Below are 16,631 nucleotides of genomic sequence, written 5' to 3' on the forward strand. Positions count from 1 at the left end.
ATCTGTCCGTAGACTGCCGCCATACCCCCACTTGAAGGCGGCGAAAAAAACCTGATGCAAGTTACCGAAGTCTCCATTGCCCAATTGCGCGCGGCGCTTGAGTCCGGCCAGACCACGGCCGTCGAACTGGTCCAGGCTTATCTGGCGCGGATCGACGCCTACGACGGCGCGCAGACCGCGACCGCGCTGAATGCCGTGGTGGTGCGCAACCCCGCAGCCCTGGACGAAGCCGAGGCGTCCGATGCGCGCCGGGCCAAGGGCGCAACGCTGGGACCGCTCGACGGCATTCCCTATACCGCCAAGGACAGTTACCTGGTCAAGGGCCTCACGGCGGCGTCCGGCAGCCCGGCGTTCGCCAAGCTGGTTGCCCAGCGCGACGCCTTCAGCATCGAACGGCTGCGGGCCGGTGGTGCCATCTGCCTGGGCAAGACCAACATGCCGCCGATGGCCAATGGCGGCATGCAGCGTGGCGTGTATGGCCGCGCGGAAAGCCCGTATAACGCCGCCTACCTGACGGCACCGTTTGCCTCCGGCTCGTCCAACGGCGCCGGCACCGCAACTGCCGCGAGCTTCGCGGCATTCGGCCTAGCGGAAGAAACCTGGTCGAGCGGGCGCGGCCCGGCGTCCAACAACGGCCTGTGTGCCTATACCCCGTCCCGTGGGGTGATTTCGGTGCGCGGCAACTGGCCGCTGACCCCCACCATGGACGTGGTGGTGCCTTATGCGCGCACCATGGCCGACCTGCTGGAAGTACTCGACGTGGTGGTCGCCGAAGACCCCGACACCCGCGGCGACCTGTGGCGCCTGCAACCTTGGGTGCCCATCCCCAGCGTCGCTTCGGTGCGCCCGGCGGCTTACGCTGAACTGGCCGCGACCGCCGCATCCCTCGCCGGCAAACGCTTTGGCGTACCGCGCATGTACATCAACGCCGACCCCGACGCCGGCACCAGCGAGAAACCCGGCATCGGTGGCCCGACCGGGCAAAAGATCATCACCCGCGCCAGCGTCATCGCCCTGTGGCAAGCCGCGCGCCAGGCCCTCGAGGCGGCCGGCGCCGAAGTCATCGAAGTGGACTTCCCCCTGGTGTCCAACTGCGAAGGCGACCGCCCGGGCGCGCCGACGGTGTTTACCCGTGGCTTGGTGTCCAAGGAGTTCCTCCACGATGAGTTGTGGGAACTGTCCGCGTGGGCCTTCGATGACTTCCTGCGCGCCAATAACGACCCGAGCCTGAACCGCCTGGCGGATGTCGACGGGCCGAAGATTTTCCCCCATGACCCCGGCACCTTGCCCAACCGTGAAGACGAACTGGCCGCCGGCATGGACGAATACGTGCGGATGGCCCAACGCGGGATCACCCCGTGGAACCAGATCAGCACCCTGCCCGACGGCCTGCGCGGCCTCGAACAGACCCGGCGCATCGACCTCGAAGACTGGATGGATAAGCTCGGCCTCGATGCCGTAATCTTCCCCACCGTCGCCGACGTCGGCCCTGCCGATGCCGATGTGAACGAAGCGTCCGCCGACATCGCCTGGAGCAATGGCGTGTGGGTGGCCAACGGCAACCTTGCCATCCGCCACTTGGGCGTGCCGACCGTTACCGTGCCGATGGGCGTGATGGCGGATATCGGCATGCCGGTCGGGCTGACCTTTGCCGGGCGCGCCTACGATGACTCCAGGTTGCTGCAACTGGCGTCAGCGTATGAAGCCACCGGCAGCAAACGCCTGGTTCCGCCGCGCACGCCGGCACTCACGCCACGCTGACGCGCGGTCCAAAGGTGGGAGCCACCGCTCCCACCTGGTTGCGCTGCTCACTCAGGCAACCAGAGGCACGGCAATCAACAGGATCGCCGTGCCATGGGCGAGCGTCGCGGCCAACACACCATGACGCATGCGCAACAACGCGCAGGCCAGCCCTTCGATCAGGGTAAACAGCAACACCGGCCAGCCCAATTGAGTGACGCTCAGGGCCAGGAACGCATGGCAGGCCGCGAACGCCACGCCGCTGATCAAGGCCGCCCGCAGTGGCGTCAGTTGTTGCTCCAGATAGCCCTGCAGATAACCGCGAAACAACACCTCTTCCAACGCATTGGCGCCATAGGCCAATACCACCATGCCTGGCAACCACACCCAGTAGTCGTGGATCGCTTGCGTATCCACGCCCTGGTAAAGCCGCAGCGGTACGCCGATCAGGCAGCCCACCGCCAGGCCCCTCGCCAGTCCGACGGCGCAATTGCCCTTGGACCACACGACCAGCCGCGACAAGTCCGGCGCCACCCACGCGAGCCCGGCAACCAGCAACAGCGATAGACCGCCCAGCGCCGCCAGCACAAAGGTGTTGGCGGTGAATGCTATCTGCACATCGTCACTGAGCGCCCACATGCGCAACGGCGTCATCGCATCGCGCATCAGCACAAACGCCGCCAACAGAATCAGGATGCGGATCGCCGTCATCGACCTGGGTGTGAGCGCGAACCACGCGCCGAACAGCAGCAGGCCTGGCGTCAAATGGATGCTGTAGTTAACCAGTGCCACCATGCCTTGAGTAATCATAAGCCGGCGTTTCGACGCTGCCACTCATCCACCACATCGCCCAGGGTTTTGGCCGTGTCGTTGCGAATCCAGGCCATGAATGCGCGATCGAACTTAAACCCCGGGCCGCAGTGTTCGAGCATGAAACGGCGCACGTTCTGGGTGTTTTTGTAGCGCGGGGTGATCGGGGTGCTGCGGGTGATGGGGTCGCTGTGCCAATTAAATTCCATTTTTTCTCACAAGGCGGTTTGTTGTTTTCGCCGTAGCATAGCGATGTGCCACTTAAGCAGGAAGTGCCGGATAGCGTCACCACGCCACCACCTTGCGTACCGCCAGCAAGGCCTCGCGCAGCGCCGTCATGTCCACCGAGCCCAACGCCAGGCGCAGCGCATGCGGTACATGGGCGGATACGGCAAACGGTTCGGCGGTGGATACGGCGATATTTTCGCGCTGCAAGGTCATGGCGATCTGATCGGCGCGGGCCTCTTCCGCCAGGGGCAACCAGAGAAAATACGACGAAGGATGGCTGATGTACGTCAGCCCCTTCAGCACCTGCGCCGCCAATGCCTGGCGCGCCCGGGCATCCTGGCGTTTCTGTGCTTCCAGTTGAGCCACCGTGCCGTCGTCGAGCCAGGCCACGGCAATCGCGCTCATTACCCCCGGCACATTCCAGGTCGTGGCCATGATGCTGCGTTCCAGGGCCTTCACCCACGCCGCCGGGGCTGACACAAAGCCGACCCGCAGGCCGGTGGCGACGCTTTTCGAAAAGCCGCCGACATACACCGTGCGTTCCGGCGCGAGGGTCGCCAACGGTGGTGGCGCGTGTTCTGCCAGAAATGCGTAGGCCGCGTCCTCGATGATCATCAGGTTGTGCTGACGGGCGATGGCTACCAGGTGTTCGCGTTGCTCCAGGCTCATCACCCAACCCAGCGGGTTATGCACGGTCGGCATGCTATACACCGCGCGGACCGGATGCTTGCGACACAGGCGGTGCAGATGATCGAGGTCGGGGCCGCTGGCGGTGAGCGGGATCGCCAGCATTTCCAGGTGCAGGGTCTCGGCCAGCACCTTGAAGCCTGAATAGGTCAGCGCGTCGACGGCAATCACATCCCCCGGTTTGAGCAGCGCCATCAGCGTCACGGCCAACCCATGTTGCGCGCCGCTGACCAGCAGCACCTGATCGGCTTCGACCGTCAGCCCTCGACTCAGCAGATGGCGCGCCACCGCCGCGCGTTCATGCTGGCGCCCGGCGTGGGGCTGGTAACGCAGTAACGCTTGCAGATCGCCCGACAGCGCCAGTTGACGCAATGCCGTGCGCAGCAGCTCGGCCTGGCCCGGCAATGACGGGTAATTGAAATTCAGATCCAGCATGCCCGGCGCCACGCTCATCTGCCCACTGCCCTGCCCCGGCGGCAGCGAGATCTCGCGCACGAAGGTGCCGCGGCCGGTTTCACCGCTGACCAGGCCCATCGCCGCCAGCTCGCTGTACACGCGGCTCGCGGTGACCAGCGCGAGGCCGTGGCGCGCGGCCAATTGGCGATGGGTGGGCAGACGCTCGCCGGGCGACAGCCTGCCGCTGCGGATGTCCTCGGCGAAGGTGTCGACCAGGTTTTTGTAACGGGCGCGAGGCATGGGCGATGTATCCATGACAATTTTTTGATTGTCTTAATCTTCCTGCCTAGCATGGCCCGCACGCAACCTCTCCTTTTTTCGGGCCCCCTTCATGGAACAGACCTCACCGCTCAATCCCCTGGCCAACAGCACCCAGGGTTGGATCAATGGCTTTATCGGCGTGGTGATTTTCAGCGGTTCGTTGCCGGCGACGCGCCTGGCGGTGATGGAATTCGAGCCGGTGTTCCTCACCCTGCTGCGCGCCACCCTGGCCGGCGTGTTGGCGTTGTGCCTGTTGGCTTTTTTCAAGGAAAAACGCCCAACACGCGCGCAATGGCTGCCCCTGGTCATCGTCGCCCTCGGCGTGGTTATCGGCTTCCCCTTGCTGACGGCGCTGGCCCTGCAATACGTGACGTCCGCGCACTCCATCGTGTTTATCGGCCTGTTGCCGCTGGCCACGGCGCTCTTTGGCGTGCTGCGCGGCGGTGAGCGGCCACGCCCGGTGTTCTGGTTGTTTTCGATCCTGGGCAGCGCGCTGGTGATGGGGTATGCCGTCGCCCAGGGCCTGAGCGCCGCCCCGGCCGGTGACCTGCTGATGCTGTTGGCGGTGCTGGTGTGCGGCCTGGGTTACGCCGAGGGCGCCAAGCTGTCGCGCAGCCTGGGCGGCTGGCAAGTGATCTGCTGGGCGCTGGTGGTGTCGTTGCCGGTGGCGCTGCCGTTGAGCCTGATGCTCGCGCCGCCGACCTTCACCGGCATCAGCCTGCCGGCGTGGCTGAGCCTGGGCTATGTGGCGCTGTTCAGCATGTTGATCGGGTTTGTGTTCTGGTACCGCGGGCTGGCCCAAGGCGGCATCGCCGCGGTCGGCCAGTTGCAGTTGCTGCAACCGTTCTTCGGCCTGGCGCTGGCGGCGGGCCTGCTGCATGAGCAGGTCAGCCTGGGCATGGTGCTGGTGACAGTCGCGGTGATCGGCTGTGTGGCCGGGGCCAAGCGGTTTGCGCGCTAGCGTCTGCGGCGATGGCATTATTCCCATCCGGCGCGCGTCCTGTTAAACAGGACAGTCACCCCAGAACAATAAGGACTTGGCATGCACACCCCGTCACTGCAAGACACCACCGCCCCCGAAGGCATCTGCTACGGCTGCGGCGGCAGCAACCCCCACGGCCTGCATATCAAGAGCCGCTGGGACGCCGACGGCGTTCACGTGGTCGCCGAGCACCAACCGGAAGCGAAATACAGCGGCTGGCCGGATCTGGTCTACGGCGGCCTGATCGCCATGCTGGTGGACTGCCACTCGAACTGGACCGCCATGGCCTACCACTACCGCGCCGAACAACGCGAACCCGGCAGCCTGCCGCGTATCGACTGCGTGACCGGGCATCTCGGGATCAAATTCATCAAGCCCACGCCCCTGGGTGTCACGCTGACCTTGCGTGCCCGGGTCGAGGGCGATGTGGGGCGTAAAAGCCGCGTGGTCTGCGAGGTATACGCCGGCGATGTGCTCACGGCGATCGGCGATTCGGTGTTCGTGCGCGTCGATACCGGGCAACTGGCCGCCGCCGCCCACGCTCGCAACGCGTGATCCTGGTCTACATTGACTGGCACCGCTAATTGAGGACTGCACCGATGACTCGTCTCACCGCGAAAGACTTCGCCCCCGAACTGCTGGAGCTCTACGACGGCTACGCCCACGGCAAGATCAACCGCCGCGAGTTTCTCGACCGCGCCGCACTGTTCACCTTCGGCGGGCTCACCGCGTCGGCGCTGCTCGCCGCCCTGAGCCCCAACTATGCGCTGGCCGAGCAAGTGAAATTCACCGACCCGGACATCGTCGCGGACTACATCACCTACCCTTCGCCCAAGGGCAACGGCACGGTGCGCGGCTATCTGGTGCGCCCGGCCAAGGCCACCGGCAAAATCCCCGCCGTGGTCGTGGTGCATGAAAACCGCGGCCTCAACCCGTATATCGAAGACGTCGCCCGCCGCCTGGCCAAGGCCGGCTTTATCGCCCTCGCGCCGGATGGCCTGACATCCGTGGGTGGCTACCCCGGCAACGATGAAAAAGGCGTAGCGCTGCAACAAAAAGTCGACCCGACCAAGCTGATGAACGACTTCTTCGCCGCCATCGAGTGGCTGATGCACCACGACAACAGCACCGGCAAAGTCGGGATTACCGGCTTCTGCTATGGCGGCGGCGTGGTCAATGCAGCAGCCGTGGCCTACCCGGAACTGGGCGCCGCCGTGTCATTTTACGGGCGGCAGCCAGAGGCCAAGGACGTGCCGCGCATCAAGGCACCGATCATGCTGCATTACGGCGAACTGGATACGCGGATCAACGAAGGCTGGCCGGCCTATGAAAAGGCCCTGAAGGCCGCGGGCACTACCTATGAAGCGTATATCTACAAGGGCGCCAACCACGGTTTTCACAACGACTCGACGCCGCGTTATGACGAGGCGGCGGCGAACCTGGCGTGGCAGCGCACGCTGGGGTGGTTCAACAAATACCTGGCCTGACCGCCTCTGAATGTGTAGAGGTTAGCCGCCGACAAATGTTTCATTTTGCTTCTTGATGAAAATCTCAGCCCTGCGCCGCCATCACCGTCAGCCAGGCCTTGAACGCCAGCATCGCCGAGGTTTCGGCGCGTGACTGCAGGCGCGTCAACCAATAGCTGCCGGTGCTGATGCCCACCTTGAAGGGCTGGCGGATCGCATCACTTTCCAGTTGTCGCGAGAACATCAGCGCAGGGGCCAACGCCACGCCGACGCCCTGCAGCGCTGCTTCCATCATCGCCAGCGATGAGTCGAACACGATGCTGCGCGGCACCAGGGTGTCGGCAGGCAGCCCGGCGGCCTGGAACCACAGGTTCCACTCATCGGCGCGATAGGAGCGCAGCACCGTGTGCTTCAACAGCTCGGCTGGCGTGTGTAACTGCTCGGCGATTGACGGCACGCAAAGCACCGTCAGCGGCGCTTCGAACAATGGGCAGGCGTCGGTGCCATGCCAGGCCCCGGCGCCGAAACGGATCGCGTAATCCAGGCCTTCGGCGGCGACATCGACACGGTTGTTGTGCGTCGACAGGCGCAGGTCGATAAACGGGTAGCGGCGCTGGAAGTCCGCCAGGCGCGGCAGCAGCCAGCCCACCGCAAAAGTGCCGACCGCACCGACGCTGAGCACTTCGCGGTAGTGCCCGCCTTCGAACTGGCCCAGGGTGTGGGCAATGCGGTCGAAGGACTCGCGCAGCACCGGCAACAACGTCTCGCCTTCGCGGGTCAGCATCAGGCCACGCGGCAGGCGTTTGAACAGGGTGACGTTCAGTTGCGCCTCCAGGCTCTTGACCTGGTGGCTGACCGCCGCCTGGGTGACACACAACTCAATGGCGGCCCGCGTAAAACTCAGGTGCCGGGCGGAGGCCTCGAATGCGCGCAGGGCATTGAGAGGCAGATGGGAACGCAGCATGCTTGCCCCTAATTTTTCTAATGGCTGGTGCGAAATATCATCGTTTGCCCAGGCCCGGCGAACTGTCTACCTTTGGCACGCCCGCGCAGGCTGTTCATTCAATCGATCATACTCATGGAAGCGATATCATGCCCCAACAAGCGGTATTTGGAGTGCGTCATTTAACGGCGCTGGCAATGTTTCTCGGCGCCGGCCAGTGCCTGGCCGCCACCGACCTACAGGCCGTGGTAGACGCCAGCGTCAAGCCGCTGATGCAGCAGCAGGCCATTCCCGGCCTGGCGGTGGCGGTGGTGCAGAACGGCAAGGTGCAATACTTTAACTACGGCATGGCATCGAAAGAAACGCAGCAACCGGTCAACCAAAACACCTTGTTCGAAATCGGCTCAGTGAGCAAAACCTTCACCGCAACCCTGGGCGGTTACGCCCAGGCCATCGGCAAGCTCACGCTGTCGGACAAGGCCAGCCAATACTGGCCTGCGTTGGCCGGCAGCGCCTTTGACCGCATCAGCCTGCTGCAACTGGCGACCTACACCCCCGGCGGCCTGCCGCTGCAGTTTCCGGATGCCGCCGACAACGCCGACGCCATGCTCGGCTACTTCCAGCGCTGGAAACCCAGCTACGCCCCGGGCGCGCAACGTCTCTATTCCAACCCGAGCATCGGCCTGTTTGGCTACCTCGCGGCGCGAAGCCTGGGCCAGCCGTTCAATGTCGCCATGGAGCACACCCTGCTGCCCAGGCTGGGGTTGAGCAACACCCACCTCAGCGTGCCCACCGCGCAATCCGGCGAGTACGCCCAAGGCTACGACAAGCAGCAGAAACCCGTCCGTGTAAGCCCTGGCGCACTGGACAACGAAGCCTACGGCATCAAGACCAGCACCCACGACCTGGCGCGCTATGTGATCGCCAACCTGCACCCGCAAACCCTGGAAAAGCCGCTGCAACAAGCCATCGCCAGTACCCACGCTGGTTATTACCGCGTGAACGGCATGACCCAGGGCCTGGGCTGGGAGTACTACCCCTACCCCATTGCCCTGCAAGCGCTGATTGACGGCAACTCGACACCGATGGCCATGGAACCTCACCGTCCCGATTGGCTGGCGACGCCGCAAGCGCAACCGGCCAACGTGCTGTACAACAAAACCGGCTCAACCGCAGGCTTTGGCGCGTATGTGGCGTATGTGCCAAGCAAGGACATGGGCGTGGTGATCCTGGCGAACAAGAACTATCCGAATGCCGAGCGGGTCAAGGTCGCCCATGCGATCCTGAGCGCGCTGGATCACTGAGCAAGGTGGGAGCCAGGCTCCCACATCGTGAGGTCTACATCCCCAGCCAGTGCGGCAGCGCCAGCGAGATGAACGGCAGGTAGGTGACCATGATCAGGAACACCAACAGGATCATCAGCCACGGCATCGCCGCACGAATGGTCTGCCCCAGCGTCAAGCCGGTCACCGCCGAGGTCACGAACAGGTTCAAGCCCACTGGCGGGTGAACCAGGCCGATTTCCATATTCACCACCATCACGATCCCCAAGTGAATCGGATCGATGCCCAGCTTCATCGCGATCGGGAAGAAGATCGGCGCCAGGATCAACACGATCGCCGACGGTTCCATGAAACTGCCGGCGATCAGCAAGACCACGTTGACCATGATCAGGAAGCCGATCGGCGTGAGGCCCTCGGACAGCACCCAGGCGGTGATTTCCTGGGGGATCTGTTCGGTGGTCAACACATGGGCGAAGAGCATCGCATTGGCGATGATAAACATCAGCATGATCGCCAGCCGCCCGGACTCCAGCAGCACCTTGGGACAGTCGCGCAAACTCATGTCCTTGTAGACGAACAGCGCGACAAACGCCGAGTACACCGCTGCCACCGCCGCGGCTTCGGTCGGGGTGAACATCCCGCTGTAGATGCCACCGAGGATGATCACCAGCAGCAGCAAGCCCCAGAACGCACGGCGCGCGCAGGCCAGCCACTCGCGAAAGCTCGCCCGTGGCTGCGCCGGCAGCTTCTTGATGCGCGCCACGATATAGATCGCGACCATCAGCATCAGGCCCAGCAGCAGCCCCGGGATCACCCCGGCCATGAACAACTTGCCGACCGACGTTTCCGTGGCGGCCGAATACACCACCATCACGATCGACGGCGGAATCAGGATGCCCAGGGTGCCGGCGTTGCAGATGATGCCCGCGCCGAACGCCTTCGGGTAACCGGAGCGCACCATCCCGGCCACCGCAATCGAACCGACGGCCGCCACGGTGGCCGGTGACGAACCGGACAGCGCGGCAAACAACATGCACGCCAACACCGCCGCAATCGCCAGGCCGCCACGGATATGTCCGACACACGCATTGGCGAAGTCGATCAGCCGCTGCGCCACACCGCCGGTGGTCATGAACGCACCGGACAGCAGGAAGAACGGAATCGCCAGGAAGGTATAGGCATCCGAGGTTTCGAACAGCTTGATCGCCAGGGAACTCACCGAGTCCTGGCTGAACATCAGGATCGACACCGCGCCGGACAATCCGAGGGAAATCGCGACGGGCACACCGAGGAACATGAACACAAACAACAGCAGAAACAGACAGAGCACGGCCATCAGTGACGCTCCTCATGGCCGCCGGCCAATTTGCTCGCCTCACCGGCCTCGTCGGCCAGCCCCAACCCGACCTGGCGGTGGGTGAACAGGCGATAGAAAATTTCCAGGTAGCGGATAAACACCAGGGCAAAACCGACCGGCACGATGAGCACGATGTCGCCGACATCGATGCCGAACTGGTCGAGGTCTTCGGCGCCGATGTGTGCTGTCATCACCGCACTCACCCACCTGTAGCTGGCGACCATGAACAGCCCGGCGTAGGCCAGGCAGCACAGGCAGGCAAGCATCCCAAGCAAGCGCTGCACCCGGCGCCCGGTCAGCTTGACCAGCGCATCCACCCCAAGGTGGCCGGCGGTACGCACGCCGTAGGAAATGCCGAAGAAAATCAGCCAGCCGAACATGGCCTTGGTCAGCGCCACGCTCCAGGTCATGTCCTGGGCCCAGGTCATGCTGCCGTCGCCCAGGGCGTTGAAAAAATGGCTGCTCCAGGCCCACTTGTCGGACAGGGCAAAGAACAGCGTGTAGATGTTGTTGAGCATGACGTAGACGAATGTCACCAGGGTCATGGCGGCCAGCAGGAAGGCAATGACGCCTTCCTCCAGGTGCTCCCAGACGCGCCTGAGCGTTTGCATGGCAAAACCTCGCGAAGCGGGAATAGGTTTCAGAGTGGAAACCGGATCAACCTGTGGGAGGGATCTCGGTATGCCCCGGCATTACAGGTTGGACGCATCCGCCGCCTTGATCAGGTCAGCCCCGATCTCGCCTTCGAACATCTGCCAGACCGGGCGCATGGCTTCGCGCCATTGCTGGCGTTGCGCGGGGGTCAGTTCGATGATTTCGCTGGTCTTGGCGTCGACGATCTTCTGTTTGGCCGACTGGTTCAGCGCCTCGGCCTGCTTGTTCACCTCAACGGTGACCTCGGCCATGATCTGCTCCAGGGTGCTGCGCACATCCGCTGGCAGGCCGTTCCAGAACTTCGCGTTGGTGATCACCATGTAGTCGATCAGGCCATGGTTGGACTCGGTGAAGTACTTCTGCACCTCGTTGACCTTCTGGCTTTCATAGTTCGACCAGGTGTTTTCGGTGCCGTTGACCGTACCGGTCTGCAAGCCCTGGTAGACCTCGGCAAAGCTCATCTTGCGCGGGTTGGCGCGGATCGCCTTGAACTGCTCTTCAAGCACGCTGGAGGCTTGCACGCGGAACTTCAGGCCACGGGCGTCCTTGGGTTCGTGCAGGGCTTTGTTGGCCGACAACTGCTTGAGACCGTTGTGCCAATAGGCCAGGCCGAGGATGTTCTTGTTCTGCATCGAGGTCAGTAACTGCTTGCCTTGGGCGGCCTGAAAGCGGTCGACGGCGGCCAGGTCGTTGAACAGGAACGGCAGGTCATAGATCTGCACCTGTCTGGTGTATTGCTCGAACTTGGCCAGGGACGGCGCGAGCATCTGCACATCGCCCAACAGCAGCGCTTCCATTTCCTTGCCATCGCCGAACAGCGACGAGTTCGGGTACACCTCGACCTTGACCACGCCCGGCAGGCGTTCTTCGGCAAGTTTCTTGAACAGCAACGCGCCCTGGCCTTTGGGCGTGTTTTCGGCAACCACATGGGCGAACTTGATCACAATCGGGTCCGCCGCCTGGGCCAGGCCCGCTACGAACAAGGTGGCGGCGCAGAACAGCGCCCGGGAGAGCTTGAGCATGGGAAATCACCTTCTTATTGTTGTGTTGTAGGGCAAGGTGCCTGATATGGCGCGTGTAGTGAATTTCGAGTTTTTGATACCTGCGTTCGGCTTAGATGAACGCCAACCTGAACGAAAATGCAGATCCTCTCTCGCCTCTGGCTTCGGCTGCGTCCGTCAGCGCCGGGCGGCGAGCAGCCGTTGTGCGCGCAACAGAACCGGGGCATCCACCATCTGCCCATCGATCTGATACGCGCCGGCCCCGTGGGCTCCGCCCGCCACCACGCGCTTGGCCCAGGCCAGGTCTGCGGCGCTCGGTGCCAAGGCCGCATGGATCACCGCCACCTGCCGGGGATGGATGCACAGCGCGCCGGCAAAGCCCATTTCATAGGCATGCCGGATCGAGCGGCGCAGGCCTTCGGGGTCGTCGATGGCCGGGTGGACGCCGTCCAGCGGGGCCACCAGGCCGGCGGCGCGGGAATGCACGATCAGCGCCAGGCGCGCCTGGTCCAGGGCAAAGTCAGCCGCTGGCGAAGGGCTGCTCAGATTCAAGTCGAGCGCCAGGTCCAGGCCGCCGAACGACAGGCGCTCCACCTGCCGCGCATGGGCAATCGCGGCCACCGCCAGCAGGCCCTTGGCGCTTTCGATAATCGGCCAGATCCGTTTGCCGGCGGCGGCCACCACCGCGACCTGGGCGGCACTTTCGACTTTCGGCAGCAGCACGCCCGCCACGTTTGCATGGGCGCTGCAGAACGCCACATCGTCAGCGTGTTCGGCGTGCTCTGGCGCGTTGATCCGCACCCACACCCGGGTGTCGGGGTGGGCGCGCAAAAACGCGCCAAGGTTCTCCCGCGCCTGCCGCTTGAGCGGCTCTTCCACCGCGTCTTCAAAATCCACAATCACCGCGTCGGCACCGCTGGCCAGCGCTTTGGAAAACCGCTCCGGGCGGCTGCCGGGAACGAACAGGGCTGAACGGACTACAGGCGTTGGCATCATCACACTCCTTGTCAGATAACGCCGCGCGCGCGCAGGTCGTCGATGGTTTCGCCCGAATAACCGAGCTGATCGAGAATGCCCTGGCTGTGCTGGCCTAACGCGGGCACCGCATCCATGCGCGGGCTGAATGCCGTATTGCGCGCTGGCGGCAACAGCGCTGGCAGCGGACCGGCCGGGCTCGCGACTTCGCGCCAGCTGTCACGTGCCTTGAGTTGCGGGTGGTCCCACACGCCGTGCATATCGTTGACGCGGGCACTGGCGATCTGCGCATGTTCCAGGCGCTGGATGACGGCCTCGGCGTCGAGTCGGGCGAAGCTGTCGACGATGATCCGGCGCAGCGCCTCGCGGTTGGCCGAGCGCTTGAAGTTGGCGCAGAAGCGCTCGTCCGTGGCCAAGGCCGGGGTGAGCAGCACCTTGTCGCAGAACGCCGCCCATTCGCGCTCGTTCTGCAAGCCGAGCATCACCGTACCGCCGTCGCCGGTGGGAAACGGCCCGTAGGGATAAATCGTCGAATGCGCCGCTCCGGCACGCGGCGGTGGCGGTGCTCCGTCGAAGGCGTAGTACATCGGGTAGCCCATCCACTCCACCAGGCTCTCCAGCATGCTCACGTCGATATGGCTGCCCTCGCCGGTCTTGCCGCGCAACAACAGCGCCGAGAGGATGCCGCTGTAGGCGTACATGCCGGCGGCGATGTCGGCGATGGAGCAACCGGCCTTGGCCATCTGGTCGTCAGCGGGCCCGCCGGTCACCGACAGAAAGCCGCCCTCGCTCTGGATCAACAGGTCATAAGCCTTCTTTTGCGCGTAGGGCCCGCCTTCGCCATAGCCGGAAATATCGCAGACGATCAAGCGCGGGAAGCGCGCATGCAGCGTCTCGAACGACAGGCCCATGCGCGCCGCCGCACCGGGTGCGAGGTTCTGCACCAGTACATCGGCGTCGGCGAGCAAGCTGTCGAGAATGGCGCCCGCCGCGTCTTGCTTGAGGTCCAGGGTCAGGCTTTCCTTGGAGCGGTTGGTCCACACGAAATGCGACGCCAGGCCGCGCACGCGTTCGTCATAGCCACGGGCGAAGTCACCGCTGCCGGGGCGTTCGATCTTGATCACACGCGCGCCGAGATCGGCCAATTGGCGTGTGCAAAAGGGTGCGGCAATCGCATGTTCCAGGCTGACAACGGTGATACCGTCCAGCGGTCGTTGATTAGCAGTCATGACGATTCCTCAAAGCCAGTGGGCCATGCACGGGGTGTTGCGCAACTGCCAGACCTTGGCGATCAACGCGTCGGCCTCGGCCGGGGTGCGTGCGCCGCTGAACTGGCTGAGGCGCTGGAATTTATCCGCCAGCTCGGCGCGGCTCAGGCTGTTGCCGGGGTCGCCCTTGGGCTCGTCGATAGCGCCGTGCAGCGTGCGGCCATCCTCGGTGGTGACGGTGACGCGGCCCAGCCAACGCTGCGGATAGGCGTCGTCGACTTCGCGATCAAGGGTCATGCTGACCTTGTCGCGAAAGGCCGAGACGGCGGGATCGCTCAGTGCCAGCGTGTGGAACTCAACCAGCCCGGCCTTGCCATGCACGGCGATCAGGCCCAGCACGGTGCCCATGGAGAACTTGGCCTGGTGAACGGTGGCCGGCGTAGTGACGCGCCCCAGCACATCGATGGCGCCCTGATGCACGCGGGTCTGCACCTTGGCGATCGCGGCGGCATCGAGGCCTTCACGCTGCATCAACTGCAGCAGCGCATCGGCGGCAGGATGGGTGTGGCGACACGAGGCATGGAACTTGAACGAGGTTTCCAGCAGCGCCCAGCGCCGGCCGAGGTCGGCGGACAGCTTGTGCGGTTCGGCATCGCTGGACATCCCGGCCGCCAGGCCCTGGTCGCCTTCGAGGATATTGCGCGCGCCCGTCAGCCCGTCCGCCGTCAGGTACGCGGCGAGCAAGCCATCCGCCGCCGCCTTGGCCGTGTGCAATTGCTTGGAGTCGGCGGCATCGCGCAAAAACTCCCACAGCCCGGCAGCCTGGGTGCCGGCGCTGCCGAGCAGGTTGATGAATTGCTCCTGATCGAACCCCAGCAATTTGCCCACGGCCACCGCCGCCGCCAAGGTGCCGACGGTCGCGGTGGTGTGGAAGATGCGGTAGTGGGAACGGCCCATGAATTCGCCGATGCGAATCCCGGCTTCATAACCGGCCACCGCGGCCAGCAGCAGTTCACGGCCGGATTTGCCGAGGTCCTGGGCCGCCGCCAGGGCTGCGGGAAAGACCACCGTCGCCGGGTGCAGCACCGAGCTGTTGTGCAGGTCATCCTGCTCCACCAGGTGCGACGAGGCGCCGTTGACCAACGCGGCGAAATACGCGCTGCTGCTGCGGCCATTGACGATCACCTGCGCCGGGCCGCTGCTCGGCCCCATTTTCTGCGCGTAGCGTTCAAACAGCGGGATCGGGTGCGCGCCCTGGCTGGCCAGCGCCGACGCCAGCCAATCGAGAAAAAGGTCTTCGGTACGCGCCAGCACCGGTTCGGGCAACTGCGCATAGGTCAATTCGGCGAGGAACCGACACAGGGCTTGGGTATGGCTCATGTTCAGGCCCTCAGAAACTGCGTGGCAGCTCGAGCAAGTGCTCGGCCACGTAGGACAGGATCAGGTTGGTGGAGATCGGCGCCACCTGGTACAGGCGGGTCTCGCGGAATTTGCGTTCCACGTCGTACTCGCAGGCAAAACCAAAGCCGCCGTGGGTTTGCAGGCACGCATTGGCCGCCTCCCAGGACGCCTTGGCCGCCAGGTACTTGGCCATGTTCGCGCTGGCCCCGGCAGGCGCGCCGCGGTCGTATTCCTCGCAGGCACGCCAGCGCATCAGGTCGGCCGCTTCGATTTCGATATGCGCTTCGGCAATCGGGAACTGCACGCCCTGGTTCTGCCCGATGGGCCGGCCGAACACCACGCGGTCGCGGGCATAGGCGCTGGCCTTTTCGATAAACCAGCGGCCATCGCCGATGCACTCGGCGGCGATCAGGGTACGCTCGGCATTCAGGCCGTCGAGGATGTACTTGAAGCCCTTACCCTCTTCGCCGATCAGGCTGTCCAGAGGCAGTTCGAGGTTGTCGAAGAACAGCTCGTTGGTTTCGTGGTTGACCATGTTGGCGATGGGTTGCACGGTCAGGCCGTTGCCGATCGCCTCGCGCAGGTCCACGAGGAAGATCGACATGCCTTCGGACTTTTTCTTCACGTCGGCCAGCGGCGTGGTGCGCGCCAGCAGGATCATCAGGTCGGAATGCTGCACCCGCGAGATCCAGACTTTCTGGCCGTTGATCACGTACTTATCGCCGCGCTTGATCGCGGTGGTCTTGATCCTGGTGGTGTCGGTGCCGGTGCTGGGCTCGGTGACGCCCATCGATTGCAGTCGCAATTCGCCGCTGGCCAGCTTGGGCAGGTAGAAGCGTTTTTGCGCGGCGCTACCGTGGCGCAGCAGGGTGAACATGTTGTACATCTGGCCGTGGACGGTGCCGGAGTTACCGCCGCAACGGTTGACCTCTTCAAGGATCACCGACGCTTCAGCCAGGCCGAGGCCGGAGCCGCCGTACTCTTCCGGGATCATCGCCGACAGCCAGCCGGCGGCGGTCAAGGCCTTGACGAAGGCATCGGGGAACGCTTTTTCTTCGTCGATCCGACGCCAGTACGTCGCATCGAATTCGGCGCACAAAGCGCGCACGCCTGCGCGGATGGCATTGAGTGCTTCATTGTCATTCGGGTTCATTAACGGCTCTCCGCCTGTTGTTCTGG

Annotated in this window: 16 protein-coding genes; 5 read left to right on the top strand and 11 right to left on the bottom strand. The window is 64.2% G+C overall.

What is annotated here, in order from left to right:
* Positions 1-51: 51 nt before the first annotated feature.
* Positions 52-1,761, top strand: a complete 1,710-nt coding sequence (locus tag C5F70_RS10930) for an amidase (RefSeq protein WP_173677809.1) — start codon at positions 52-54, stop codon at positions 1,759-1,761.
* Positions 1,762-1,812: 51 nt separating this feature from the next.
* On the opposite strand, the gene C5F70_RS10935 is transcribed toward C5F70_RS10930, so the two are convergent.
* The 3 genes from C5F70_RS10935 to C5F70_RS10945 all read right to left on the bottom strand — a co-directional run bounded on the left by C5F70_RS10935 (position 1,813) and on the right by C5F70_RS10945 (position 4,161).
* Positions 1,813-2,550 (bottom strand): CPBP family intramembrane glutamic endopeptidase, encoded by a 738-nt coding sequence (locus tag C5F70_RS10935; protein WP_104903302.1) that lies wholly within the window; start codon positions 2,548-2,550, stop codon positions 1,813-1,815.
* Positions 2,547-2,759: a DUF6434 domain-containing protein gene (locus tag C5F70_RS10940; RefSeq protein WP_046490999.1), complete on the bottom strand. Its 213-nt coding sequence runs from the start codon at positions 2,757-2,759 to the stop codon at positions 2,547-2,549. The genes C5F70_RS10935 and C5F70_RS10940 overlap by 4 nt, the downstream gene beginning before the upstream one ends.
* A gap of 76 nt (positions 2,760-2,835) precedes the next feature.
* Positions 2,836-4,161, bottom strand: coding sequence for a PLP-dependent aminotransferase family protein (locus C5F70_RS10945; RefSeq protein WP_104903303.1), 1,326 nt, complete (start codon positions 4,159-4,161; stop codon positions 2,836-2,838).
* A 91-nt stretch (positions 4,162-4,252) separates the two neighbouring features.
* On the opposite strand from C5F70_RS10945, the gene C5F70_RS10950 reads away from it, so the two are divergent.
* The 3 genes from C5F70_RS10950 to yghX all read left to right on the top strand — a co-directional run bounded on the left by C5F70_RS10950 (position 4,253) and on the right by yghX (position 6,651).
* The gene (locus C5F70_RS10950; protein WP_017846447.1) at positions 4,253-5,143 is read left to right on the top strand and encodes a DMT family transporter; all 891 of its coding nucleotides are present in this window, start codon (positions 4,253-4,255) and stop codon (positions 5,141-5,143) included.
* Between the two features lie 81 nt (positions 5,144-5,224).
* Positions 5,225-5,719, top strand: a complete 495-nt coding sequence (locus C5F70_RS10955; RefSeq protein WP_079443999.1) for a PaaI family thioesterase — start codon at positions 5,225-5,227, stop codon at positions 5,717-5,719.
* A gap of 44 nt (positions 5,720-5,763) precedes the next feature.
* The gene (gene yghX / locus C5F70_RS10960; protein ID WP_104903304.1) at positions 5,764-6,651 is read left to right on the top strand and encodes a YghX family hydrolase; all 888 of its coding nucleotides are present in this window, start codon (positions 5,764-5,766) and stop codon (positions 6,649-6,651) included.
* A 64-nt stretch (positions 6,652-6,715) separates the two neighbouring features.
* Here yghX and C5F70_RS10965 read toward each other — a convergent pair whose 3' ends face one another.
* Complete coding sequence (locus C5F70_RS10965; protein WP_104903305.1) at positions 6,716-7,594, bottom strand: LysR family transcriptional regulator; 879 nt, start codon at positions 7,592-7,594, stop codon at positions 6,716-6,718.
* Positions 7,595-7,722: 128 nt separating this feature from the next.
* Here C5F70_RS10965 and ampC point away from each other — a divergent pair, with 128 nt between their 5' ends.
* A complete protein-coding gene (ampC, locus tag C5F70_RS10970) occupies positions 7,723-8,877 on the top strand; it encodes a class C beta-lactamase (RefSeq protein ID WP_104903306.1) in 1,155 nt (384 codons plus the stop codon).
* 34 nt (positions 8,878-8,911) lie between these two features.
* Here the strand turns inward: ampC and dctM are convergent, their stop codons facing one another.
* The 7 genes from dctM to C5F70_RS11005 all read right to left on the bottom strand — a co-directional run bounded on the left by dctM (position 8,912) and on the right by C5F70_RS11005 (position 16,605).
* Complete coding sequence (dctM, locus tag C5F70_RS10975; protein ID WP_017846452.1) at positions 8,912-10,192, bottom strand: C4-dicarboxylate TRAP transporter large permease protein DctM; 1,281 nt, start codon at positions 10,190-10,192, stop codon at positions 8,912-8,914.
* Complete coding sequence (locus C5F70_RS10980) at positions 10,192-10,824, bottom strand: TRAP transporter small permease (RefSeq protein WP_046490990.1); 633 nt, start codon at positions 10,822-10,824, stop codon at positions 10,192-10,194. Before C5F70_RS10980 ends, dctM begins: the two co-directional genes overlap by 1 nt.
* Positions 10,825-10,905: 81 nt before the next feature.
* Positions 10,906-11,889 carry a TRAP transporter substrate-binding protein gene (locus tag C5F70_RS10985; protein ID WP_017846454.1) on the bottom strand — a complete coding sequence of 328 codons (984 nt, stop codon included), beginning with the start codon at positions 11,887-11,889 and terminating at the stop codon, positions 10,906-10,908.
* A 156-nt stretch (positions 11,890-12,045) separates the two neighbouring features.
* A complete protein-coding gene (locus C5F70_RS10990) occupies positions 12,046-12,861 on the bottom strand; it encodes a CoA ester lyase (RefSeq protein ID WP_104903307.1) in 816 nt (271 codons plus the stop codon).
* Positions 12,862-12,875: 14 nt separating this feature from the next.
* The gene (locus C5F70_RS10995; protein ID WP_104903308.1) at positions 12,876-14,072 is read right to left on the bottom strand and encodes a CaiB/BaiF CoA-transferase family protein; all 1,197 of its coding nucleotides are present in this window, start codon (positions 14,070-14,072) and stop codon (positions 12,876-12,878) included.
* 9 nt (positions 14,073-14,081) lie between these two features.
* Positions 14,082-15,431 (bottom strand): MmgE/PrpD family protein, encoded by a 1,350-nt coding sequence (locus tag C5F70_RS11000; RefSeq protein ID WP_104903309.1) that lies wholly within the window; start codon positions 15,429-15,431, stop codon positions 14,082-14,084.
* 10 nt (positions 15,432-15,441) lie between these two features.
* Positions 15,442-16,605, bottom strand: coding sequence for an acyl-CoA dehydrogenase family protein (locus C5F70_RS11005; RefSeq protein WP_046490983.1), 1,164 nt, complete (start codon positions 16,603-16,605; stop codon positions 15,442-15,444).
* Positions 16,606-16,631 lie beyond the last annotated feature (26 nt).

It is taken from the genome of Pseudomonas sp. LH1G9 (genome assembly GCF_002949975.1).
In the GTDB taxonomy this organism is placed as follows: Bacteria; Pseudomonadota; Gammaproteobacteria; order Pseudomonadales; family Pseudomonadaceae; genus Aquipseudomonas; species Aquipseudomonas veronii.